General features: G+C 65.5%; 17 protein-coding genes. 3 read left to right on the plus strand and 14 right to left on the minus strand.

The features are described from left to right. Nucleotides 1–44 precede the first annotated feature (44 nt). From M8C13_RS07535 to M8C13_RS07570, 8 genes are all read right to left on the minus strand, one after another. Complete coding sequence (locus M8C13_RS07535; RefSeq protein WP_252479783.1) at nt 45–1,025, minus strand: DUF932 domain-containing protein; 981 nt, start codon at nt 1,023–1,025, stop codon at nt 45–47. 139 nt (nt 1,026–1,164) lie between these two features. After that, on the minus strand, nt 1,165–1,344 hold the full coding sequence (locus M8C13_RS07540) for a hypothetical protein (protein WP_252479755.1): 180 nt from the start codon (nt 1,342–1,344) through the stop codon (nt 1,165–1,167). Between the two features lie 580 nt (nt 1,345–1,924). Continuing rightward, nucleotides 1,925–3,211 (minus strand): hypothetical protein, encoded by a 1,287-nt coding sequence (locus M8C13_RS07545; protein WP_252479756.1) that lies wholly within the window; start codon nt 3,209–3,211, stop codon nt 1,925–1,927. A gap of 311 nt (nt 3,212–3,522) precedes the next feature. Then, nucleotides 3,523–4,170, minus strand: coding sequence for a hypothetical protein (locus M8C13_RS07550; protein ID WP_252479757.1), 648 nt, complete (start codon nt 4,168–4,170; stop codon nt 3,523–3,525). 292 nt (nt 4,171–4,462) lie between these two features. Beyond that, nucleotides 4,463–5,593 (minus strand): DUF4192 domain-containing protein, encoded by a 1,131-nt coding sequence (locus tag M8C13_RS07555; protein WP_252479758.1) that lies wholly within the window; start codon nt 5,591–5,593, stop codon nt 4,463–4,465. Between the two features lie 761 nt (nt 5,594–6,354). Beyond that, entirely contained in the window at nt 6,355–7,629 is a 1,275-nt protein-coding gene (locus M8C13_RS07560) for a tyrosine-type recombinase/integrase (protein WP_252479759.1), read from the minus strand. A gap of 971 nt (nt 7,630–8,600) precedes the next feature. Then, a complete protein-coding gene (locus M8C13_RS07565; RefSeq protein WP_252479760.1) occupies nt 8,601–10,460 on the minus strand; it encodes a tetratricopeptide repeat protein in 1,860 nt (619 codons plus the stop codon). Continuing rightward, nucleotides 10,457–10,678, minus strand: coding sequence for a hypothetical protein (locus M8C13_RS07570; protein WP_252479761.1), 222 nt, complete (start codon nt 10,676–10,678; stop codon nt 10,457–10,459). Before M8C13_RS07570 ends, M8C13_RS07565 begins: the two co-directional genes overlap by 4 nt. Nucleotides 10,679–10,988: 310 nt before the next feature. Between M8C13_RS07570 and M8C13_RS07575 the strand changes: the two genes are divergently transcribed. Then, a complete protein-coding gene (locus M8C13_RS07575) occupies nt 10,989–15,512 on the plus strand; it encodes a tetratricopeptide repeat protein (RefSeq protein ID WP_252479762.1) in 4,524 nt (1,507 codons plus the stop codon). 578 nt (nt 15,513–16,090) lie between these two features. On the opposite strand, the gene M8C13_RS07580 is transcribed toward M8C13_RS07575, so the two are convergent. The 5 genes from M8C13_RS07580 to M8C13_RS07600 all read right to left on the minus strand — a co-directional run bounded on the left by M8C13_RS07580 (nt 16,091) and on the right by M8C13_RS07600 (nt 20,403). Continuing rightward, a complete protein-coding gene (locus tag M8C13_RS07580; RefSeq protein WP_252479763.1) occupies nt 16,091–16,588 on the minus strand; it encodes a Mov34/MPN/PAD-1 family protein in 498 nt (165 codons plus the stop codon). Next, nucleotides 16,585–17,880 carry a ThiF family adenylyltransferase gene (locus M8C13_RS07585; RefSeq protein ID WP_252479764.1) on the minus strand — a complete coding sequence of 432 codons (1,296 nt, stop codon included), beginning with the start codon at nt 17,878–17,880 and terminating at the stop codon, nt 16,585–16,587. Before M8C13_RS07585 ends, M8C13_RS07580 begins: the two co-directional genes overlap by 4 nt. Next, the gene (locus tag M8C13_RS07590; RefSeq protein WP_252479765.1) at nt 17,877–18,440 is read right to left on the minus strand and encodes a hypothetical protein; all 564 of its coding nucleotides are present in this window, start codon (nt 18,438–18,440) and stop codon (nt 17,877–17,879) included. Before M8C13_RS07590 ends, M8C13_RS07585 begins: the two co-directional genes overlap by 4 nt. 16 nt (nt 18,441–18,456) lie before the next feature. Then, entirely contained in the window at nt 18,457–19,431 is a 975-nt protein-coding gene (locus M8C13_RS07595; RefSeq protein ID WP_252479766.1) for a hypothetical protein, read from the minus strand. 177 nt (nt 19,432–19,608) lie between these two features. Continuing rightward, complete coding sequence (locus M8C13_RS07600) at nt 19,609–20,403, minus strand: SAVED domain-containing protein (protein ID WP_252479767.1); 795 nt, start codon at nt 20,401–20,403, stop codon at nt 19,609–19,611. A gap of 342 nt (nt 20,404–20,745) precedes the next feature. On the opposite strand from M8C13_RS07600, the gene M8C13_RS07605 reads away from it, so the two are divergent. Further along, nucleotides 20,746–21,249: a hypothetical protein gene (locus M8C13_RS07605; RefSeq protein WP_252479768.1), complete on the plus strand. Its 504-nt coding sequence runs from the start codon at nt 20,746–20,748 to the stop codon at nt 21,247–21,249. A gap of 776 nt (nt 21,250–22,025) precedes the next feature. Next, nucleotides 22,026–23,981, plus strand: a complete 1,956-nt coding sequence (locus tag M8C13_RS07610) for a hypothetical protein (RefSeq protein ID WP_252479769.1) — start codon at nt 22,026–22,028, stop codon at nt 23,979–23,981. A gap of 130 nt (nt 23,982–24,111) precedes the next feature. Here the strand turns inward: M8C13_RS07610 and M8C13_RS07615 are convergent, their stop codons facing one another. Further along, the gene (locus M8C13_RS07615) at nt 24,112–24,378 is read right to left on the minus strand and encodes a hypothetical protein (protein WP_252479770.1); all 267 of its coding nucleotides are present in this window, start codon (nt 24,376–24,378) and stop codon (nt 24,112–24,114) included. Nucleotides 24,379–24,907 lie beyond the last annotated feature (529 nt).

Below are 24,907 nucleotides of genomic sequence, written 5' to 3' on the forward strand. Positions count from 1 at the left end.
TCCTCTCCGATGTGTAGTTGCGGGGTGGGTTCGCCTGCAGCGCCTCAGCTAGCTCGATGGGTGAGCAGGTCGTAGGCCAGCTGCTTCTTGCGGCTGATGCTGGTGCTGGTGAGAGTGCGGTAGGCGCGGTCGATGGCCGATCGTGCTGGAGCAAGGTGGTCGAGGTACTCAGCGATCACGTTGAAGGCGGCCCAGCCGGTGTTGCGGATGTTCTGCTGGGTGCGGGCCGTGCTCCACAACAGGGTCAGACCGCTGTTGCGCTTCTCCAGGTTTTGCTTGGCGCGTGGGGAGATTCCGTCGTTGTTGTCCGGCCAGACCGCCGCAATGAGGTCGCGGAACTGGGTGTCGGTAAGCGTGGCGTCCAGCAACCGCTCGGCTTGACGGTGGAAGGACGTGGCGTGACCCCGCAGGATTCGGAGCTGGCTTTGGATCTCGATGGGGTCGACTGCGGCGTGTGTGTTGTGCCGGATGCTGACCTCGGCGGTCTGGCGTGCCAACGCGACCCCGAGCTGGTTGCAGCACACGACCCGAACCGGGGTGATCATCATGCGGAACTTGGCGGTGCCGTCGTGGGAGGAGGAGGCGACGAGATACTGGTCGATGAGGTCGACTCCACCGACGTTGACCTGCTCGGGCAGTCGCATGGTCACGAAGGTCCGCCGCCCCTGGTCGAAACTGCCGGCCGCGGTCAGGCTTGAGGCACCTGTCTCGCTGAGGAGAACGTCGAGCACTGCGGCCTGGTCCTCGTTCTGCAAGATCCCGTACTTGCGGCCGACGGTGGACAGGTACTGCGGCTCGCCGGCGTGGTTGTCGCGGACCAACATGACGTGTTCGGGATTGCGTAGGTTGAGAACCTGATCGTTGCTGCGCTGGAAGGAGAACATCGGCAGCGGCCGGATGTTCCAGTTGGCAAGTCCTGCCATCTCCAGGGCTTCCTGGGCGGAGCGGGCATGGCGAACGTCGGTTCCCAGACGAGTCCACGGGTCTGTTCGCCGGGGATCCAGCGGTGCACGAGGGGGTGCCATGATGGGCAACGGGACTCCTTCGCTTGGTTGAGGATGGGTTGTGCTCAGGTAAGGAGGCCCGCCGCGGCGGCGGGGCGGACAATGCGTCCACCACCGCAGCGGGCCGGTTCAGTCGGCAAGGAGCAACTGCGCTTGGCGTCTACTGGTCGTCACGATCGGCGACGATGTCCAGCAGTTCCTCGATCGCGTTCAGCGCTTCGTGGTTGGCTCCGGCCTGCTTCCTCATCGCAGGCAGTGCCTCCTTGGTCTTGTCAGCCGCTTGCTGCAGTTCGGCGGCGCGAGATCGGTCACTTCGACGAGAGTCGGAGGAGGACGGCATGGGTGTGTCTCCGTTCGGTCGGCCTGGACAGGCCAGGGCGACCGGGCACTCTCGGGCGGGCCGGTCCAGGCCGTGGCTGGTAGCCGCCGATCGCAGCGTCTGCGGCCTGGACCGGCCCGTCCGAGCGTGCTTTCGTGGCCCTGCTGTGCGGGCTGACCGAGCGGTACCGGCGTCTTGCCCCTGGGGAGTGCCGGTCACGACGCGGGAGAACGACTCCGAGGTTGGTCGCCGCACGACCCCAGGGCATGCTCGTTGGCCTTGGCGCCAGCACGAGTTGGGTCCGGTGATCGTTACGTGGACTGGGCTTGGACTGCGGCCGGGCCGGAGCTAGGGGTGTATGAGCGCTGAGGTTGTCCTGGCCGGTGCTGAGGTGGGACGGCGCTACTGTGCTCGGCTCCGGCATCGGCGTTGTCGCTGCGCCTTCCCGCGCTCTGTGGTGGGCGAGCGAAGGGGGCGATGGCAGCCGCGTGGTGGTTGGCAGCAGCGCTGGAGGCGTACTCGACGCCGCACGTGTCCTCGGGGCGGCACCCGTGCGGTCGTCCGGCGAGCACTACCGGCCACACCGTTCACCGGTTGATGATCAGATGCCCTCGATGCCCAGGGTGGTGGCAATGGCCGAGAACAAGTCCACCGCCTGGTCGCTGACGGTCTCGGTGTAGTCCTGCCAGCCCAGGTGGCTCGAGGCGGTGCTCAGTGCTGCGAACAGCCCCGCGAGGTCTGCACAGGTCGACCGGTGGGGGTAGGTCGCCACCTTCTCGGTGACTTGGACGAGCGCTCTCAGCGCGTGGGTGCGGGTCTCGTCCGAGATGTCTGCCCAGCCGATGAACCCGGCGGCGGTGGCCAGGGCGACGACGATGCCGCGCATCACTGCTGGTGGGAAGGCGAAGGTGAGGTCGCCTGGGAACTGCATGGTGTATGGCTCAGTCTGACTGACCAGCTTCCTCGTCATCGCGTGCACCATCTCTGCGCAGCCCATCGTGAAAGTCTCGTTGGGGCGGTCGGCCTCGTTGTTCTGGCACGGATTGGGCGCCAGGTCAGCAGGCCGCCGGGTCGCCTCGCCCATGTCGGTCCGCCGGGTTCGGATGCTGGGTGGAACATGTCCTGCCGGGGCGTGCATGGCAGTCTCGACCAGCTGCAGGTACTCCGATACCGGTTCCGCCGCAACGAATCGCGGCAGTGTCTGTAGGCAGTGGTAGGCGGTGATGATCAGGCAGGCGGTGTTCTCGTCAACAAGGCGCAGCAGCGGACCCGTGTAGCCCTCGGATGAACAACACTCGATGCTGCGGAGCAGATCGTCAGCGCGGCGCCACAGAAGGTCCCAGAGGATCTCAGCCATGGCGCTGGCCTTGATCTCCAACGCTTTGACCAATGCGTCGACCCGCCCGACTGCTTCGTCTGAAGCGGACAGTTCAGGCAGTAGAGGGGCCTCCCCCAGCACCGTCGAGCACAGTGCATGTGCCTCTTGCAGAGCAGAGGGAGCGACCCGCAGTTCGTTGTCGTACAAGGAGGCCAGAGCTTGGCTCAGCTCTTCCACATCCCTGTGCAGTGCATCAAATCGCTTCCGCAGGGAGGTCGCGAGCCTCGCCAGTGCAGCACCTGGCTCGGTGCCGTCAGCCAGCAGGGCCGTTAACGTTTTCTGCCGCAGTGCGGTGATGCACTCGACGAGCCGGTCCTGCGCCGCCGGGGGGATGGTGACATGGGAAATCAGGCACGGCTCGTAGATCGTGAGCACCATGTGTTGGCCCTGCGATGTCGTGTCAGCGCTCAGGGCCGCGGTCAGGCTGGTGTCGTGGTGCGTTGCGCTGATGAACTCGGCTTGCAGGTCCGGTTCGCAGTCGGGAGGCTCTTCCAAGGAGTCAGAACTCATCGTTTCGATGCTCCGGTCACGTGTCTCATGAAGGTGGGTTCGACTAGTGGGGCTGACGCGCTCGCGAGGTGGATCAGTTGATCCGCACCAGCCAGGCGAAGCGCGGCCAGGCTGAGTGAGCGGTCCGGGCGGGATGGGCCTTGGGCACTGTCTGCTCGACCAGGAGTTCGCGGATGCGGTGGCAGTCACCGACAGTGGGACCACACCGAGCGGCGTGTTCTAACCAGGGTTGAGCTCTGAGTGCGCGCCGCGGTCCGGCGTTGGCCGGTAGGCCCAGCAGGACGGAGAGGATGGCGCGATCCTCTACCTCTTTACGGCTGCCATTCGAGGTCGTCTGGCGTGACGGCGAAGTGCCCGGTGTTGCGCCAACGTCTCAACATTGGGATGGCTGACACGAATGCCGCTTTGAGACGGTCGATGAGGTCGTCGGAGATTGAGCACCAGGCGCCGGTTTCCGGGACAACTCCGAGGACGACTACGGGGCCGCACAGCATGAGGTCGGACAGTTCGGCGGTGAGCAGGTCGCGGGCTAGTGCGACGTCGTTGTCGCTTGCAGCGATCTGCCCTGTGACAGTGGACCGCCAGAGGCAGATTCGCAGGAGGGTGGCGCGAATGTTGCAAAACGTCGTTGGCTCGTCCAGGTAATGGCCATCGTCGTTACACACGAAGTCCACGGTGGCCAGGCAGGTCGCTGCGGTGACTGGTTCTCCCAAGTGGGGCCTGAGGCCGTCAAGCAGTGTGCCGGGACCGTCGTTTTGCAGCACCACGGGACGGATCGGATCACCGTCTGTGTAAGGGATCAGAAGTCCGTGAACGGCGTCCTGATCGCTAGGTGCGTCGTCTGTGGGCGCTGATCGCATCGCGTCGTTCAGGAAGCTGAGTTCCAGGCTGGGGACCTCGTGCGCGCATTCGTGGGCCGGATCCGGCTTGGGCGGTGTGGGAGGTGGAGGCTGAAGCATGAGGACTCCAGGGGAAGGGAGGAGCACAGGGAGATCGTTGGAGTGCTTTATGCCCCTGTGGAGGACGTCCGTGTTGTACGTGTGCTTTGTTCGCCGGCCGCTGCCGGTGGTGACGGCGGCGTGAGCTGACGTCAGAGAGGAGTGCGGTGTGTGGTGGGCGGCCGTGTGGGCCGCGGGCCAGGACAGGCGTGAGAGCAGCTGTCCGGCCGACATCGCTGGCTACTGGGGCGGCGCGGCGGTTGGTGCGCATACGGGCGGTGGCGTGCCCGCAGCTGCGCTCATTGACGGCTCGTCAGATCGGGTGCCGTCGTAGTTCAAGGTCGCCGTCCGGCGTGTGCTCGAGTTTGACTTCGAGCCCGTAGTCGGGCGTGCAGTATGCACTCTTCAGCACCTCGTCGGCCCTTTCGCGGAGTACTTTCCCGATTACCTTCAAAGCAGCGGGGTTATCGAGCGTCTTTTTGAGGATCCCCACCAGAAGTGATTTTGGTTTGCCTGCTTGCGCGTGCTTTACTGCTGCGTAGGCGGCATTGGTGTTGAAGTCGAGGCAGTGCGCGAGTGCCAGCACTGCGGCCGCCGGTGCGGCATCGGGCTTAAGCAAGCCTCGAATTAAGTGTCTCCACAGGCGACGTGAGGCAGTGCGCTGGCGGGTGCCCAGACACAGCAGTAATGCGACGTCGCGAGCTTGCCGACAGTTGAGGGCTAGGGCGAGGTTGATGAAGTCCTCATCCGTGACAGGAAGTCGATCCGATTCGGCGTCGTGCACAGCATCCAGGATCCGGTGAACTGCCTTGACGATCTGCTTGGATGTGACGATCGGGTCTGCGGCCGCAAGCTTGCGGCTACGCCGTTCGCAGTTGCCTCGGTCGATCGGCCGAAGTTCATCACCGAATGCCTCACGGGAGGACCGTACTCCGTCTCCAAGGACGGCTGTGTGAAGACTGAGCGGTTGGTTTTGCCAGTCTGCAAGCAGGCCGTGAATTGCGTCGTCCTCGTAGCTGCACCACTGGGCTCCCACAGTGATCGCCTGAGCCCACAGCGAGTCGACGGTCTCGATGCCGTGGTCCAACAGTGCTCGGGACATATCTTCTCTCTCTGCCTCATACGGGAGTCGGTCACGGCTACCGGAGCCACCCACGATGACGACGACTGCGGTACGGACACCGGAGTGCTGCATCTGGACAGCTACTGTTGAGGCCACCTCAGTGGAGTGCGTCCCTCGGATGACCGTCAGGTCGAGGTGCGCTATGAGATCAATCTCCGGGCGACCGCTTTCGACGGCAGGCTTGAGTCCGATAACTACAAGCGATTCAAGTGGAACGTAGCCTAATAGCGCAGGCACGGACATTAGCAGCTTTGCAGGCCCATCGACGATGAAGTTGTAATGTTTGCCGCTTGCAATTCGCTCCGGATCGTCGGCTTCCATAATGGCCCTCCAATACAGGCAGAATAGATTGAGCTCGACAATGCCGCTCGTTCAACGGCTGCAGCACGGCGGCCCGAGGACATGAGGTGACTACGGATCGGCTTCATCGACAAAACGAGGGTGGCTGCTGAACGCACAGCATCTCCCCGCTCTAGCCGGGAGTTGACGGGTGAGGTTTTGACGCCCAAGGCATGGTCGAGTGACTCGAGTCCACGCAGGGTCAGGTCGTACGCAGTCGCTAGACCGCGGCGATCCACGTGAGCGGCAATGACCCGACACACAAGCGGAGCGGAACGTGATTTATATCACTACACTCGCGGCTCTCCAGGCGACCCGTCCCGCACGGGGACGCGAAAACAAGGGGGCGACAACACGCAAAAACAAGGGGTGATACGGTGTGACACGCGCCAACCGCACGCGACCTTGCTGCAGAAAGAGTGTTTCCGCAGGTCAGAGTAGGTAAGACCACTACTTTGACACGGTAGGGGTCACTGGTTCAATCCCAGTATCGTCCACCAGAAACACGCAGGTCAAAGACCCGCCGACATCGCGTCGGCGGGTCTTTCCTTCTTTCTGACCGTCAGCTGACCGTCAGCGCGCCCGAGAGCGCCCCGGCCGATATGAGCTGGATATCAGCACCTTCTCCGGGTAGATCAAATCGTTACGCTGGCCGGGCCTCCGGAAGAGCCGGGGCGGGGAGGGTTCCTCCCCGCAGAGCACGGCGAGCCTCGGCTGGAACGGAGGAACCCTCCCCGTCTCGGCTACGCCTGGAAGGGCCGGCCAGCGTCACGATTTGACTCTCCAGGAGCACAGGAGCACGTCGCAGCAACCATTCCCGCCGTCTGCTTCGAGCCTTCCCGGGTTCGGGCCAAGGCATCAAGCGCATTGTCCTCACCATCCGGCAGTGAATGCAGGTACCGCTCAGTGGCCCGCAGACTCCGATGCCCGAGCCGCTCACGGACATCCTGCACAGTGGCACCACCAGCGAGGATCCAACTGCCATGCGCATGACGAAGGTGATGGAAAACCACGCGTCTGCCAAGGTTCGCCGCCTCCAACGCCGGATGCCACACCTTGCCCAGAAACCATCGATGAGGAACGTGGCCGCCGATACCGACGTGCCGCGCGGTCGGTGGCCTGTCCTTGCCCATGGCACGGCGCCCAGCCCGGTACCTGCTCATGGCCAGCCGGCAAGCCTCGCAACGACACCGGCCCAGGGTGTAGCCGGTCGTGGTCCCATGCCGGTAGCTGCACCCCGCAGGATTCGCATCCGTCATCCCGAGGTCGTCCGGAATCTCCTGTTGCGGTCTGCCGGCCGTTACCTCGCTGATCGGAGTGATCCCAAAGAGCAAGTCCTCGCTCGTGAAGTCCAGGCGCACGATGTGCTGGGCGAGGCTGACCGTGATTGCTTCCCGAAGCCTCACCTGGCGGTAGCGCCCATTCTTGGGGTACTCCTTGACCAGAAATCTCTGCCCGTTGACCCGAAACCGCGGGCTCACCTCGACAACGACGCGAGCAACGGTCAACTGCTGCACCATCACACTGAGGTCGCGCACCCTGAGTTCGCTGACTTCGCCCCACCGGAGCCCGGACTCGACGGCCAGTTCGACCATCAACCGCCATCGGGGATCCTTCACCGAGTGGTGGAGGCGGTCGAACTGCTCGGGAGTGATCACCTTCAAGGGCTTCACCGGTGCGAGAGGCGCCCGTACCCCGGTGCAAGGGTGAAGCGTGATGAGCTCATCTGAGTGAGCGGTGGTGAAGATCGCTCCTAAGACGGTCTTGCACTTGCGGATGGCGTGCACCGAAACGCCCTTCGCCTTCAGCGCGGTGAAGAACTCCCGCACATCAGAAGGGCGGACCTCGTTCACCGGCATCTTGCCGAACCGAGGCACGAGGTACTTCTCGACGATGCCCGTATACGCCTCGCGGGTATGAGCCTCGATCTGGTGGTTCGGCAACCAGGTCTGGAGCACGTAACGCGCGAAGCGTTGCCGCCCCAAAAGAAACCGGCTGCTGCGGGCTTCGCCGACCATGGCCTGGGCATCCTGCCAAGCGCGCTCTGCCTCAGCATGATCGTCGAAGGTGCCTGCGGAGCGCTCCCGCCTCAGAGCATCGTGGTAGTAGGCCGTGTAACGGACCCTCCCGTCCTCAAGCCACCTTCTCCGTGTGAATCCCAACTGGCTCCCCTTCGACCTAGCAGCAGCGGTCACGTCACCCGCTGCTCGTAAGCTGTTGATCAGTGCGGGGTGAGTTCTACAGGGCCGAGGCAAGGGTGCGTGCGTAGGTATCTGGGGAGAGCCAGGTTCGTCCTTCCCGTATCCTGTTCCTCACCCTCGTTGCCCGACGGGTACAGACAAGACCTGAGATCAGCTGCTGATGCTCAGCGGTGTGCCTGACGCAGCCGGGTGAGAAGTCCGGCGCCGAGGTCACCATCTTCACCGTCCACGCCGCCAAGGGCCTGGGAATGGCCTGCGGTACGAATCGCAGACGACATCGCCGCCCTGATGCCTCTGGTCAGCGCGACGGCCCGGGAAGCCGGCGCCGGGCTGGATCACCCCGGCCGAGACGCGACTGGTCTACGTCGCGGTCATTCAGGCTCAGCGCCACGTGGACCTCTGTGGCCTGGGCTCACTGCCCCGGTCAGGCGTGCCACTGGTGCTGCCAACTGTCGTGTGTTGGAGTTGCTCGGTGGTGCGCTCAGCCTTCGCCGTTTCGTCATCCCGTCGGATCAGTTGACACTGGTCGACAACGACGGGTTTCTGCTCACGCCATCGGATTACTGTTGCGCGGTATCCGGGGCGCGAATCGATCACCGTGTGGGGCGAGGGGCCAACTGAACGGCACCGTGCGCTGGCCATAGATATCGCCACCGACGGGGATGAGTCCTGGTACGCCCTCTTGACGTTGGCTCTGGTGACGGAAGATGACATCGACTGACTCCTGGACAGTCTGTCCACCGCCCCTGCTCAGGTGGTGGCAGCGCTGGCGGAACGCGCGCTGCCGCTCATGCACGAGCCATCGGCCAGGTTGGCCGACCGCATCCTTGATGCTGACGCACGACCATCCCGCTTACCACGCAACGAAACGCCTGCGCGGACACACCCCGCTCGATGCCGACTACGTCCGATTTGAACGCGAAGACGCGGCCCGTAAGCACACACTCGCACAACGACAAGCCGACCATGACGCCTCCATGCAGGCCGAGCTTGCCGAGGCTCTGGAGCAGGGCGAAGGCAATGCCGTTGAGCAGACCGACCTGGCGCCGGAGAATCAGTTCGGTCTCGGCCAGCTCCAGTGCGGTGTCGAAGTCACCTTCGGTGGCGGCGATCTGGCTGAGGTTGCAGACGATGATGGCTTCGCCTGCCACATCGCCGGTGGTGCGTGCCAAGGGCAGGGCGGCGGTGTAGTAGTCCCGCGCCTCGGGCAGCCGCTGCTGAGATCGTCGGACGAGGCCGAGGGCGCACAGGGCATCGCACACGGCAGCGGGGTCGCCGAGCTCCTCGGCGACAGCGAGAGAACGGGCGAAGTCGGCCTCGGCCGCTGAGAGCTCACCCAGCATGCGGTGGGTGCCGCCATGGCGCAGCAGAAGATCTGCCTCGGCGAAGCGGGTGCGGGCGGCGCGGGCCGCGGTCAGCCCGAGTTCCTCGGCGCGCAGTCGGGCCGGCCACAGTGCAGCCGGGCCGAGAGTGAGGAAGCGCGCCGCACCGGCGATGGCCATCACCGCGGCGTGGTGGTCGCCTGCGGCGGCGGCCTTCTGGACTGCCCTGAGGGTATTCTGCTCGGTGCGCAGCCACGTGATCGCCTCGGTTCGGGTGGTCAGCGGGATCGGTGTGCCGGTCTCTTCCAGGTCCACCTGCAGGCAGGAGGTAGGCGGGAACAGGAGCCGGTCGGCCTGGTGGGTGGTGTGGGCGTACCAGGTCACCATCGCCGCCAGCGCCTGGTGCCACCGCGGTGGTGGCTCGTCGCTTTCTGCTCGGGCGGCGGCGTAGGCGTGCAGCAGATCGTGACACTGGTAGCGGCGTCGGCCGGCGGGTTCGATCAGGTGATGCTCCGCCAGCCTGCCCAGCAGCTTCCGCGCCTGCTGCAGCTCGACCCCGGCAAGCGCGGCGGCGGTGTGCACACTGAACTCGGTACCGGGGTGCAGGCCGAGCAGCCGGAACAGACGTGCGTGCTCGGCCGGTAGCCGGGTGTAGGACCAGTCGAAGACCGTGCGCACCGCACTGCGCTCATCCCCGGAGCTGCTCAACGCCTCCAGCCGGTCCTCCTCCTCGGTGATCTCCTCCACGATCTCAGCCACCTCGGTATCGCGGCGAGCGGCGATGCGGGTGGCCGCGACCCGCAACGCCAGCGGCAGGCGCGCACAGACCCGAATCAGCTCCTCCACCGCCTCGGTCTCTGCGGCGGCCCGCTGCGAGCCGATGATCCCGGCGACCAGCTCCCGAGCTTCGGTAACGCTGAACAGGTCGAGCCCGAACTGGTGGGCGGATTCGGTGACAGCCAGCCCGGACAGGTTGTCCCGGCTGGCGACCAGCACCAGGGAGGCGGAGCAGCCGGGCAGCAGAGGGCGGACCTGCTCCGCACTGCTCGCGTTGTCCAGCAGCGCGAGCATGCGGCGGCGGGCCAGCAGCAAGCGATAGAGCGCGCTCTGCCCGTCAAGCTCAGCCGGGATCGATTTCTCCGGCACGCCCAAGGCGCTGAGAAAGCCGGTCAGGACGGTGCTGGGGACCAGCGGAGCGCTAGGACCGTAGCCGCGCAGGTTGGCAAACAGCGCGCCATCGGGGAAGCGGTCCTTGACCTGGTATGCCCAGTGCACCGCCAGGGTGGTCTTACCGACCCCGGCGGTCCCGTCCAACGCCGAGATCACCACCGTTCCGGCGCCGGAGCCGGGGCGGGCAGCAGAGCGTCCAGGGCGGCCAACTGCTCGATGCGGCCGGTGAAGCCCCGCACCGGCGGGGGAAGCTGCTGCGGGATCGGCGGGGTCTCCGGCGAGAGCGGTAGGACGACCTGGTGGATGGTGCCCGCTTGCACGACCGAGCCCGCCGCCCCGCTGACCACGTTGTGCACATCAACCCGGTTGCCCATGCGCCTGAGTCTTGCCGCTACGGCCACCGGGACGGGCCCACGATGACCCGGTCCACCCGCTCTGAGCATCCAGGCCACACGCTGCGGCATTGACACCGTCCGGGCCGACCGCCGTCACCCCGGCCGCAAGGGGGCACCGGCGTCGAGAACCGCGGCCAGCCGGGCAACAAGGCACGACGAAGTTGACTACCGCCGTCGCTACCGACGAGTCACCGCAGTCAAGGGCGAACAAAGTCGCGACGGCAGGCCGCTCACGTCCGCAAAAGGGGTATGACGCTGAGTGTCGGTGCACTCCCCTACCGTAACCGTCGTGACTTCACCGCAGGCCACCCCGGACGTGGTCAAGCAGCAGGTCCGGTTCGCGCTGACGGGCCTGAGTGCAAGGAACGGCCACCACGAGTTTGAACACCTCTGCCGCGCCTATGCCTGCCAGGCGATCAGCCCAAACATCCTCCCCGCCACCGGACCGGTTTCCTCGGGAGGAGACGGAGGCCGCGACTTTGAAACCTTCCTGACCTTCCGGACTGCCGGAGGTGACCGAAGGCTGGTGTTCGCATGCACCCTGACCCAGACGAAGGACCTTCCCCAGAAGATCAGGTCAGATGTCAAAAAGATCATGTCCGGCCCGGTCGATGTTGTCTTCGCCCTGTGTAGCGAGGACCTGGTCATCGACAAGCGGAATCAACTGATCGACTGGGCAAGCACAGAACACCAGGTGACGTTGCAGATCCTCGACGGCACCGCCCTGGCAGAGCAGCTGGCCACACCGGAGATGTATTGGATCGCACAGCAGTATCTCGCGCTGCCCCCGAGGAACGTTCTCACTAGCTTGGCTGTCTCGTACGTGCCGCCGCGGCCGCCGCGTGCCGCACGACCACTAGTCGGGCGAAACAACGAACTCGCCCAATGCGCGGAGTTGCTGTCAGTCCGGGAAAAGTCGCGTCAGGTGGTCGCGGTGACCGGTCCACCGGGTGTGGGCAAGACCGAGTTCGCCCTCGCACTCGCGGAATCGGTCTCGCCGCACTTTCCCGACGGCTGCTACCTGGTGGAGGCGCCCACGCCCGCTGCTCCCGGCGACGAGCCTGACCTCGTGGATCTTCTGGCCGGTGTACTCGATGGCGGCGTGGTCAGGCCGACAGAGACACGCAGGCAGCAGACCGCGCGTCTGCGATCGCAGTTGGCCGGGCAGCGGGTGCTCATCGTGGTCGACAACGTCACCTCTGAGCAGGCGCTGCAAGACCTGCTGAGCATCGACGACAGCTTCGTGGTCCTGTGCACAAGCCGGACCAAGCTGACCGGCCTTCTCCTCGACGATGTCGTGCCCGTCGAACTTGAGCCACTCTCCGACGAGGATGCCGCGTCCTTGGCAGCCGGCAGGGCGCCGAGGCTCACGTCTGAGGAGAGCAGTTCCCTGGCCGCGGTGTGCGGTGGCCTGCCCCTGGCAGTGCTGATCGCCGCAGCGCAGATCAAGAGCCGCCCGAACCTGAGCGTGCCGGCTTACCTTGACCGCCTTGCTGATCCCGATCACGGCATGGAGATGCTGGCCGCGGGTAAGTGCTCAATGGCCGTCATCATCGAGCACAGCTACCGCGGGCTGGGTGTGGAGCACACCCGGCTCGTGCAGGCACTCGGGCTACTGCCCAACACCACGGTGCCGCTGGCAGTCATCGCCACAGCGATCGTGGACGAGAACGTCGAGCTGACCGAGAACCATCTGCGCCGGGCGGCTCGTCTGCTCGACGACTTGTTCGAGCTGAACCTCATCGGCCAGCCAGAACCCGAGGGGTACCGGTTGCATGACGTGCTCTACCGATTCGCCCGCACCAAAGCCTCTGACGCTACGCCGGGCTGGAGAAACCAGGTCGTTCGCAACGGATGCCTGGCCTACGCCGCACGGGTGGCCGTGGCCGCGCGGTCCATCGGCTTCACTGACCAGGACGCCCGGATTCCCGCGCACAGCAATCGAAATGCGCTGCTCGTACTGGAGGCGACCCGCGTTGGTGCCCTGGCGATGGCGGAGCTGGGTTGCCGCGCAGAGCAGTGGGACCGTGCCGTCACCCTGTCTTATCTTCTGGTGTCTGTACTTCGACACCTCAGCCGTTGGGATGACCTCGCGCGTGCCTGCCGCTGCATCCAACAGGCAGGCGAGCAGACCGGAAATCAGGAGTGGATCGCCGAAGCCTTGCACAGCCTCGGGGCTGCCGAGTTCCATCGCGGCAACTCCGATGAGGCAATCGCGCTGTACCGCCGCAGCTCCGAGGTGGCACACGAAGCCGACGACCTGGCCACCAGTCAGGCCGCGTACAGCAGCTACGGTCAACTGCTTCTGAGCCTGGGGCACACCGGCAAGGGCATCGCCGTGTTGCGCACAACGTTGCGTGTGTGGCGGGTCCTGCAACAGGACGGCATGCTCGCGCAGACGCTGGGCAATCTCGGCATGGCGTACCTGGAGGATGGCCGCCTCGACAAGGCCGAGCAGTACCTGCGTAACGGCCTCAAAGTGGCCCGGCGCGCGAAGCTCGCGGTGCTCTTGCCAACACTGGACACACATCTTGCCATCGTGCTGCGTCTGAGCGGTCACGAAACCGAAGCGTGTGAACACGCCAACGACGCTCTGCAGCGCGCCCGTGCTATCGGCAGTCCGGGGATGGAAGCGGCCGCGCTCATGGAACTCGGCCTGTCCTACGCCGAGGTCGACGACAACGGCGAGAGCATCGACCCGCTTGCTACCGCGTTGCGCATCTACCGCGAGAGCGGCGACGTCCAGGGACAGGTCATCGCACTGCGGATCATCGGCATCCGCACCAGGGAGAACGGCGAGCTCGATCAGGCAGCCGAACTGCTGGGGGAATGCGTTCGCCTCGCGACTCAGATGGGAGATGCTGCTCAAGGAGCACGGGCCATGGCACACCTGGCCAGGATTCACGGCGAAACCGGCCAGGTTACGGACGCGGCCAGCATGTTCGACGAGGCGATGGAAATTGCTGAGTCCACCGCCAACGACCTCCTCATCGCCGAGGTGAGAAGCCAACAGGCCCTCCTCCTGCGGAACACCGGGTATCCCGATAAGGCCGTCACGCTGCTGCGCTCAGCGGTGCGCGCGTTGAGCCAGCGCGGCTCAGCCGACATCCTGGCGAGCACCCAGGTGCTCCTTGGAGAGGCGCTGATCCAAAACAACGAGTGGGACGAGGCTGGACGGGTACTTCGCCCCATCGCGGAAGCGCCAGCAGGCACGGTGCGGACGGTCGTACGGGCCACCGCGTTCCGGCACCTTGCCGCCCTCTACTCCCATCGCAACCTGTCAGACGAGGCCGAGCACGCGGCGCGGACTGCGCTGGACCTAGCGAAGGAATGCGGCGCCACTAAAGAGGCCATGCACTGCCATCTCACCCTCGGCAACGTTTTCGGCCGGGGGACCCGATGGGCGGAGGCACTTGAGCAGTACGACCAAGCCGCGCCCACCGCTGCCGCGCAACCGGACATGCGCACTGTACTCACTCTCCACAGCAACCGGATCGTTTGTTCGCGGAAACTCGGCGACCAGGACCAGGTGATCGCTAACAGCCGGCGGGTAGCCGAGATCGCCGCACGATTCGGCATGCTCGACATGGAGTCCGGACTGCGACTCAACCTCGGCTCCGCTCTCGCGGAGAGCGGAGCCTTCCAAGAGGCGATCGCCGAACTAGTTAAGGGGCGCGAGCTCGCCACTGCGCTCGGCAACATCAACCAGGTGGCCACGGCTGAGATGAACCTCGCTCGGGTTTACAAGTCAGTGGGCGACGGTGCCCGCGCCCTGCAGGCAGCACGTAGTGCGAGGGAGGCGTTCCAGTCCCTCGGCAACTTTAGCTCAGCGGCGAAGGCTCTCGGCATGGAGCTATTGCTCCAGTCCGGAGGCGACACAGCCGCTCTCGCCTCTACTCTGTCCACACTCCGCTCGGCCGATACTGGTATCCCGCCCGCCCTCATTGCCGCCTTCTCCTCCTTGACCAACCGCGCACGCCCGGCTCATCGCCGGGCCTCAGACACCGCTCTACGTCGCGGCAGACACATCCACGTGGCCGACTCCGTCCGCGAACTTCTCGACGGAATCGACGTCGACGGGCTGTGCGCACCGATGATGGATTCACGCCGTCACTGTTTCCTGTGCCGGCAACCAATCGCGGCAGTCGGCCAGGCTGAACTGCTCGCCGTGGTCTCACCACGTTCCCCGATCACCGTAACGCTCGCACACACCGGGTGCAGCCCATCGACAGTGATGAGGTGTTCCGCCCCGGTACCGGAACTCGACCACCGCCGCTTCGATATTGAGTGCGCCCTGTTTAGTGAGACCCAAGCGGGCATCATCGTCGACTGCATTGGCGGGCAAGCAGCTGACATGGACGGCAGGCCCATCGACACCATGCTGGACCTACTGGTGAACGTCGGCTTCACCACGATCTCCTCCGACGTCACGCCCGACTCCGACGCTGAAGCGTTCCGCATGCCCGCCCTGCCGCAGGGCGCGCTCAGCGCTCACCTTGTCGGCGACCAACTCACCGTCACGGCTGGCGACACCCTGATTGTGGGAAACGCGCCGCTCTCTTTCCTCCCTCGGTGGTACCGCGCCGCACGCAGCGGGGTCCTCGTCGTCCTGTTCGGCCGCAACCTCCAGGGCATGACCTGGGAGGATCTCAGTTACATCAGACACGCTGCGGAAACCGGCAATCTCGTTGGGGCGGCCCTCAAGCTCACCGTCACCCCGCCCGGCCGCAACAGTCAGTGCGTCTGTACTCCACGGACCTTCCGCAAGTACAAGCGCTGCTGCGGTCAGCCTTCGAGCAGTATCGGGCCCTGAGTACATCCTGACCTCCTCCGGGCGTATTTAGGTCGACAGCGCACGGCATTCGCATGAAAGCGGTAGATCCTGGCCACGCCCGCCCTTCTGCCGCGCAAGGCCGCTAGCCGATGCAAGTCCTCGACGACCACGGCAAGGTAGTCGCCTCCGTCTGGAGGCTGGTGCTCGCTCGATCGCTCAGAGCACGCTGATGCGTTCCGACTCAAAGCTGCAACGAGGGGTGACGTTGGAGATCCGGCTGCTAGGCGCTCGATGCCGTGCGGGCACCTCATGCGATGCGGTGGTCGTCGAGGGCATCGAGGTGTTGTTGGATGCGGTTGGCGTCGGCGGTGCGGCGTTGGGCTGGTACAGCGTGAGCGCTTGTTGCCATGCCGTGCGGGCATGCTCGACTGGGCGGAGCGCGTGGTGGGTCTTGGCCAGTGAGCGATCACCTGCTAGACACGCGCTGTTCGGTCACGGCGCACCAGGCACCGACTCTGCCGACTGTTCAACGAAGTCGCCATCCGCCTGTGGTTCTCGATTCGAGCCCGCCGAGGCTCTCCGCCGTAGGGCCGCGCAACTGCCTGGACGGATGCTCGTCAGACGTCTTCGGCCCCGGTGCCCGGCGCCCTGTGTGCGGGAACGGCGCATTCGTGGGTTGGTGTGACAATCCAGGCCGCGAGCTGAGGCGTGTGCCAGTCGTTCGTGTGGTCGGCCAGGATGATCGCGACGAAGTAGTCGAATGCGAGTTCCGGGTCGCCAAGGAGGGCCTGGTAGGTGGCGAGGTCCCTGGAGCTCGGCCGCGGTGATGTGTGGAGGTGGGTGTGCCATTCCCCGATCCAGATGCTGCGATCGAGAGTGTAGGCCCGGTCGGCGAAAGACTGTGCGTGGTGGAGGTCACGTTGGAAGAAGTCCGGCTGTCGGATGGCGTCCGGGCCGGGGCGTCCGGCATGGCGGACGATGACCGCGTCGGGCTCTGCCGTGCCGAGCAGGATGCCGCCGGTCTCTGAACCGTCGGTGGAGGCGCGAGCTTCGTCCGTGATGACGGATATTGCTGACGCGGTGAGGACGATTTTCTTGGGGATGGGCGTGGTCATGGCTGGCTGCAGGTAGGGCAGTCGGCTTGGGGCGGGGCCGCTGGTGCCCACCGCATGTTGCCGGTGTAGCCGAGGTCGAAGGGACCGGTCCAGCCTCGACGGGCGTGCAGGCCGATCGTGAAATGTTCGCCAGGGAGGCGATGGCTGAAGTGGCCTGCGGCTTCCAGGGCGGTCGAGATGGTGACTTTGGCGGCGAGGTCCCCGACGAGGAAGAGGTCGGAGCCGACGGCTGTCATGGGTCGGTGGAGTGTTCCGGTGCCGTAGCCGGCTTCGAGCGCCGGTTCGGGATCCAGAGTGCCTCCGTCGGCGAGTGCCTGTCGTCGGCAGAGGAGGCAACCGTGGTCGAGCCAGGGCCGTAGTCGGATGACTTCGCCGATGCCTCCGTCGGCGAGGACGCAGGCCAGGATCGCGGGCTTGTTGGTGCGGCGGGCCAGATGGCTGGTGCTGCGGCGTGGTGCCACGTCGTCAGCACAGCAGAGGATGATGCTGGTCTCGTCAAGGAGGCTGCGGATGCGATCGGCGTCATCGACGACGTCGTACCGGAACGCGGTGATCTCGGTGTCGCCGCGGTGGTCGGCGAGATGGTCGCGGAGGGCGTCGGCCTTGTACTGCCCGACGTAGCGGCGGGGTAGTACGTGGCGGATCAGGTTGTGCCACAGCAGCCGGTCGGGGTCGACGAGCAGGAGCCGTCCGAGACCGTAACCGGCGAGCGCGGTGGCTGCTGCTCCCCCGATGCTGCCAACGCCCACCACCATGACCGTGACGGTCGAGAGATCGGCTACTGGCCAGTGGGGATGCAGTTGTGTGATGCCGGTGGTCTCGGGCTCGACGGCCACCGAAACGCCGAACACTCCCGTTCGTGTCACCCGCCACGCTGCAAGTCGGGAGACAGGTGTCTCGTCGTAGGGCGGCATATCGGCGTCCGGCGCGTAGGTGAGTACGACGTATCCGATCGCACCGGGGTCGGCGGGCGTCCTGGGTAGCCGCTGGGCAAACTCGTCGAACGGCACCCCGACGTGGTCACCGCGTCGGATGATCTCGTACCACCAGCCGTGCAGCTCAACCGGTACCCGGAACCAGAATCCCTCCCCGCCGGGCAGCCCGGAGTTCAAGGGGTTGTCCCTAGGTTCCAGCGTCAACTGGTAACCGGCGGCTCCCGTGCGGATGGAGCTGATCAGGAGCAGGTCATCGGGCTCGGAGCGTTTGAATTTGATGGTCCCCAATGCGCCTGCGTTGGCCGCGGTGAGGTGACGAATGCCGTCACGGGGCAGCAGAAGCAACGTGCTGGTCATTCGGTGGTCCCGGTGGGTTCCGGCGCCGCGGAACTGTCGTCGTCCTCGGGTGTTTCGCTGGCCGTCGTGATGAGGTCGTCGAGGGCCGGGTCGCTCACGATCCCGTGCAACGTCATCTGTTCCAGGGCTCCGGCCTTCATCAGGGCGTACTCGACTCGCCAGGCCGCAGCCTTCAAGATGAGATCACAGATCGAGTCGCGGGGATCCCACGCGGTATCGGTCTGGAACTGACACAAGCTTCCGTCACCGTTGACATGCCACCGGTGCTGAGTGCACTCCACCGGTTTCGGCCGCGGGGCAACCGGATAGATCCGAGGCGGCACCATCGGGTACGCCTGCCGGTAAGCGATGACCACCTGCAGGCCAGCACCACCGAGCAGGCGCCACAGACCGGGGGGCTCAGGCCGTTCCAAGGGCCACATCGGAAGGCTCCCGCCCCAGCGGCCTGCACCACTCGACGTCCAGGTGAGTTCAGGGAACCGGCCAGTGACTTCGTCTCGGTCTCGAGCGAAGCGGCCGGGCTCAGCGTCCCACCAGTTGATCGGCGCGATGTCACGCAACGCTGTCATGGTCCGGTCATCCCTGCGGGGCGTCCTTGATCGGACGCGGCGCCACAGCCGGAACGATCAACGCGGGACCGGCCTTGGGCTTACCCTGCGGTGCCGGGAAGTCGGTGCCGAACACCTCGCGCCACAACTTCTTGGCGTCGTCAGCGTGGCCCTCGTCGGATGCGTCGCATGCCTGGTCGGCGAGGTCGGCGGCGTCCAGCAACGAGTTGCGCAGCCCCATCCGGTCTAGATCGGGCTGGATTTCGCCACACAATCCGGCAGGATCCACGACCGGCCCGTTCCCAACCGCCGTCGCCGCCGCTGTGAAGAACCGCTTGAGGGCCTCCGGACGCGAGAAGCCACCAGGCAGGTGGTGCAGGGCGAGGACCTCCATCACCAGGGACTTAACCTTGCCCTCCACCTCGGCGCGCTTTCGCCACGCCTTGAGCACCCGGACCATGCGCAAGAAGTAGTCCCAGTCCGCGTTGCGCTTCTTGACCTCTTCAACCAGGTACAGCGGGTCAGCCGAAATCCAGAGGGACGAGTTCTTCTCCGGGATGAGCAGGGCACCGTAGTGCTTGAGTGCTGGCATCGCGTCCACGGTGAACCCGTTGTCATCACCTGGCAGGTCGATGAAGCACTTGACCGCGTGGTTGCGGGGGCTGGCAATGCGCACCAGCTTCGCCACGGTCCCGTTGGTGGCACCGAGCAACTTGTTGACCTTGCCGCCTAGCACGTTGAGGGCATCGGCGGCCGAGTCGCCGGGCTCACCCCACCCCGGATGCTCATCCGGGTTGAACACGACTACCAGGTCCAGGTCGTGGATCTTCGGGCCGATATGCGTACTACGCCGCAAGGAGCCCGAACCCCAGACCTCGACGACATCGGACTCCCCACCCAAGGAGGTCTTGAACATCTCGCGCCGCTCGCGAGCCTCCGTGACCTGCGTCGGATTCGCGTCAACCTGCTTCTGGAAGGCGTCGAACGCCGCACCGAGGCTCATCGGGTTTCCTTTCGCCGCAGAGACCCGTTAGAACGCCTCGTCCCGGTCAACCAGCGTCATGAATGGGCCATGACCTGCATCACAACCATCCAGCGGCGTCGTGCAGACAAGCGTAACGCGACCACCGACAATCCCGGCCGTACCCGCCGCGCCGGAGCCCCTCTCACCGGTTCAATTTCAGCCGGAGGCATGAGCTGGGAAGGGCTCGTAGGTGTTGCTGGCCGCGTCGAACGTGAAGGCGGTCCACCGCCCGTGCTCGGGCGATGCCATCCGGGCACCCAGCGCCACCGCGATCGCAACGGGTCCGCTGAGGAAGATCGCGTGTCGGCCGGTTCGCGCGCCAGCCGCAAGCGGCGCCTCCCGCCAGGCGCGGCAGGTCTGCTCCACCACTCCGGTGAAGGTCACGCTGTCCTCGGCCAACCGGGATGACGCATTGCCGAGCCGGAGGAGGTAGCCGATGCCGTGCTGGCGGCACGTCGCCAGCACCTGGTCGAAGAACTGGTCTCCCCGGCCCTGCAGGTCCAGCGCGAGGGCGACCTTGGTCGGGTCGCCGTTGTCAATGGCCTCCAGCTGATCGGTGGTGAGCGGCTCGGTGCTGGAGTCGACCGCGCGCAGCGAGGTCGCCGGGAAGTACGCGGGTGCCCCATCAGCTTGCCGGATGGCGTGCACCGCGACCTCGCGAGCGTGGGTGTAGCCCAACCGGGCGCCGAACCAGAACGCGACATGCAGCGGCATGGTCGGGATCAGATTGATCCGGACGGCGTCCGGGGTCAGACGTTCCGCCATCGTCGTGGCCGAGAGTGTCTCATCGGCCAGGGCATCGACCAGTTGCCGGTCCAGGATGCCGTCACCAGACAACTCGATGCCGGTCTTCAGGGTCACCGTGCACGCACTTCGGCTGTACGCCTCCGCCTGCTGGTCCAGCTGCTGGGCTCGGGCCAGCCCGCGACGAAGGTCCGTCGCGGTGACCACGATGCCGACCCTCGCTTGACGGCGTGCTCGGCTCCTCAGCCAAAAGCCGAGGGCAACGAGCGCCAGCCCTACGACGGATAGCAGGACGAACCACCATCGCCCAGCAGGCTCGTCCGCCAAGAACGACTTCGCGGCCTCAACCCCGAACCCACCCGCCGCCATTCCCCCCACAGTGAGCGGCGCCGTCCCATCGGTGACGACCGCCCACCCTCCATGCGAGCCACCGGAGGCGCTGGCAGAACCGACCACCGTCAGCCCGGGCGACCCTGACCGTTCCGAACCTGTCACCATAACCATCCGTTCGCGGGCCGACACTCGCGGCGCGATCAAGCCAGCAGAGCCGTGCCACTCTATTCCGCCAGTACGATCACGGCGACGGCACCAGCGGACACTCGTCACCGCATCGCCCGCAGCGAACTCGATCCCCGCGACCCGGTGCTGGCGGTGGTACTGGAACGCCTGGCCCGCGCCCGGCTGATCACCCTCGACCACAACAGTGTGGAGATCGCGCACGAGGCGCTCATCCGCGGTTGCGGTCCTGGCTCACCGACGACCGCGGCGACCTGCGCGTCCACCGCCAGCTCACCGAGGCGACCGCCACCTGGCTGCGGGACGGTCGCGATCCCGGCCTGTTCTACCGCGGCTCCCCGTCTGGCGCTGGCTCGTGACAGGGCGGCCCGCAACAACAAGCTGGCCAACGCCAAGGAACGGGAGTTCCTGCGGGCCAGCGCAGCCACCGAAGCCCAAGAACTGGACATCGCGCGCCGCCGCACCCGGTGGCTCCGCCGCCTCGTCGGCCTGCTCACTGTCACCACGCTTCAGCGTGGTCGCCACCGTGCACGCTGATCAGCACCCAGCGACAGGCCGCCGCGCGCAACACCGCGAGCTGCTGTGGCCCTCGGCCTGCGGCGTGATAGGAGACGCTGTTGGGTTCGTTCGATGTGCCATTGGAGGCCCGGTCCGCTCTTGGTGTGGTCGCGGGGCGGGGCGTGGGTACCTGAAAGTCCGCAGACGCGGCACGGGCTTGCGATGCGCAGGGCGTCCCGAACGGGTGATCATGGATATGAGCAGCGGTCCGCTCCTCTTGTGCGACCTTCACTGACGGGTCACACACCAGGTCACCTTATGGAGTGATTGCATCCGGGCATGGCCGCGCTGCGCCGAAGATCGCCCCGCCTCACGCAGTCCTCACCAACCTTTGAGGCACGAGGGGCTCACGCCTCGTGGTGACGCGCCGTTTCGTGCTGTAGCAACGTGTCTCAGCCAGCTGAGTGTTGCCCCCTGCTAGCGTCCGCCTCGGCGATAGCTCTCCAGTTCTGCGTCACGCGCCGAGGGTGACCGGATTTCATCTTCGACGAAACCAGCACGAGCCTCTCGTGGCTGTTGAACGCGATCTTGGTTCTGGTGCGCTCCACCCAGCCGATCCGGGCACGCCTTGGCCGTCTGAGTGGTGATGCCGGGATCGGTCCCTCGCATTGATCGCGTGAGTTCAGCGCGTGCACGCAGCACGCCCCGTGGGCAACGAGGGATATCGGATGGGTCACAGTCCCGTGTTTCATGCTTCGCCGCGGCACCACGCTTCGACTGACCGTCAGCACGGTCCATCGGCTGAGTCTGAGCTCGTGGTGGACACGAGCAACGAGTTGCAGGCCCGTGCTTCGCAGCTTGGCCGCCTGACCTACCGCCAGTTCCAGACCATTCGCGACCTGGCAGCTGAGGCCGGTCTGGCTCCGCAGGTCGCCGCTGTGACAGCGTGGCTGGCCGCAGATCCTCAGGAAGCGATCTCTCAGCTCAAACGCCCCCGTGTCGAGGCCATCGCCGCAGGCATCACGGCCCGTGTGTTGGACATCGATGTGCTCACCGCACCGCTGGTGAGAGCACCGGAGAACCTCAGGATGGGCGGGAAGCGCTACGAGGGCCTCTACCTGATGCCGGCCTACACCTGCGCACCGGACAACTCGGCTTTGTTGCTGCGTCTGGAGTCCCACCGCGACGTCGAGGCGGCGATGCAGTTCTACTTCACCGAACTGGCCAAGGTTGATGCGGAGGTCGGTGAACAGAACCAGTACGGCGATGACATCCGCACCAACGGAATTCGGGTCGGTGGCACGCTCTTCCCGTTGGTCATCGAGTTCGCCGGGCACGCGCCTGGCGTCGCGGGCTGGGAGACCGCCGACAGTTACGGCCGGACCTATTTCACCCAGGACGCGGAGGGCATCGAGGCTGCCGACGTGCTGCAGTGGATGAGCATGGTCCCTGTCGACGGCTCGGAACTCGCCCGGCATCCCCTGTTCGCGCGGCGCAACGAACTGCTGGCGATTGCGGGCAAGGTGCTGAGCGGTACACGGGTCTCCCGAGGTGAGGCGAAGAAGCTGCGGCGAGCTGTGATGCCGCGAACTCGTGTGATCTTGTCAGTGGACAGTGAGGTTCCACTCGATGAGATCCGCCGCCGGGTGGTGGCCCTGCAGCATTTGGACCGGCCCACACCTTTCAGTGCCGCCACGGATTGGCAGACGCGGGCGGAAGCAGTTCTGACGATGCTGCAACACCGTGGGAAGTTTGTCGGTCGGACTGGCCAGCCCTCTGATCAGATCAGGCGCTGGCTGGATCACCCGGTCGAGACGGTGGCCGCGGGCTGCTGTGAGAGTGACGACCTAGCGATGATCGCGGTGGCCTCGCTGCTGGCCTCCCCTCGCACCTATCAGGACAAACTGATATCCAACGCTCTCAAGACTCGTGGTGTAGCCGGCTCCGTACGCACCAATGCGCGGACGGAAGTGGTCGCGCATGTCGTCGCTCGGGCGCTGCGCGGCCGAGCAGATGCCGACAGTCGGCGGGCGGCGTTGGAGCGTGCTTTGCAGTGGAAGCCGCTGCACGATCAGGCGTTTGACTCACGCCCGATCCCGACCCTACTGACCGAGGCGTTGGCCGAGGTGCAGGCTGCGGCGCTGGAGCGGTCGTTGGGGAACAAAGCCGGCGTGGGGCCTGCGCAGCGGCAGTTGGCGACCCGGGCGCTGTTCCACCTGATTTGTGCCCCGCCAGGCCAGGAGCTCTTGTTGCCGTTCAGCCCGCACGGTGCCAAGGGACAGAGCACGAAGCCCGATCATTTTCTGACCGCACTGGCGAGCACTCCAGCAGGCCTGCATCAACTGGCTCAGGCGATCTTTGATGGCCGACGCAGCCTGCCGGTGCGGCGAGTCCCTGTCGGTGCTCACGCGCGCGAGCTGGCGGCCGAGGCACCTCACGGCGAGCTTCTCACCGCTGATGATCTGCGTACGCTTGCGCTCACAGACCCAGCGGTGATCACCGATGCCTCGGCGGCAGCGAAGGTGGCGACCGATTCGTTGAAGTTGCGCAAGCTGCTTGAGCAAGCTCACGCGGTAGTGACCCGGTTGGGGACGCACACCGACTCGCTCACACCGTTCGTGGAGCTGCACGGGTGGAGCGATCCTGATGAGTGCATCCCTCTGTTGCAGGAGTTGGTCAGGTTCACCGGGTACTGGCAGCAGCTTCACCAGGTGGTCAACCGGCAGCGCCCGGCTGTGGGTCTGGGGAGTGACCGGAGCGGATCGCGATGACCGACGAACAGCTCTCCTCCTCCGGCACAGGCGGTGCCTCCCTGGCCGACCAGACCGTGGTCGGCGCAGGCCCGAAGCCCCGATCTCTGGCGCGGCAAGCGGGAGCGGCGCACCCTCATGGTCTTCTGGGCTATGTCGTGGCAGATGAAACTCGCACCCGCAATGTCATCAGGTTGATGTGCTGGGCTTTCTTCAGCGTGATCGCGGCGTTGGCCGTCATTGGGTCCTTGATCGTATTCGCCACACCCTCTACTGGTACAGCGGCAGCGGTGACCGGTGTCCTAACCGCCACTGCTGGTGTCGTCCGCGGTTCAAGGCGGCGCGCCGTACGGCGTAGGCGGTAGTGAGTGCCGTCGGTGAAACTGCGCAGCCACAATGTTTCCGTCGCGCGACTCACGGAGCTCCTCGGAATCCAGTTCTGGTACCTGCCTGCAGCCGCCGTGTCGTGGCCCTATTCTCTGGTCAGGTTCTATGCCCTCTGACGCTGTCGCCGTGATCCTCCGATTAGAACGTTTCGGCGCTGTCCAGATGGGCGCCGTCTAGCGTTAGAAGTGGTCGGAGCACGGGACGATTTGCGGTCACGAATACGGCCGAACGCGTCCAGGGCACTTTCATCGGTATCGACGAGAGTGTGGACGTAGCGTTCGGTCGATCGGAGGCTACTGTGTCCCAAGCGTTCTCGCACTTGCTGCAGTGTCGCACCTCCAGCAAGCATCACCCTCGTAGCCCGACGGGCACGGACAAGACTTGAAATCAGCTGCTGATGCTCAGCGGTGTGCCTGACACAGCCGGGTGAGAAGTCCGGCACCGAGGTCACCATCTTCACCGTCCACGCCACCAAGGACCTGGAAATGGCCTGCGGTGCGAATCGCGGAGGACTTCGCCGCCCTGAGGACGACGGCGTTCACCGATGAGGAGGAGAAGCT

Origin of the sequence: Crossiella sp. SN42 (assembly GCF_023897065.1) — a bacterium.
Taxonomy (GTDB): domain Bacteria; phylum Actinomycetota; class Actinomycetes; order Mycobacteriales; family Pseudonocardiaceae; genus Crossiella.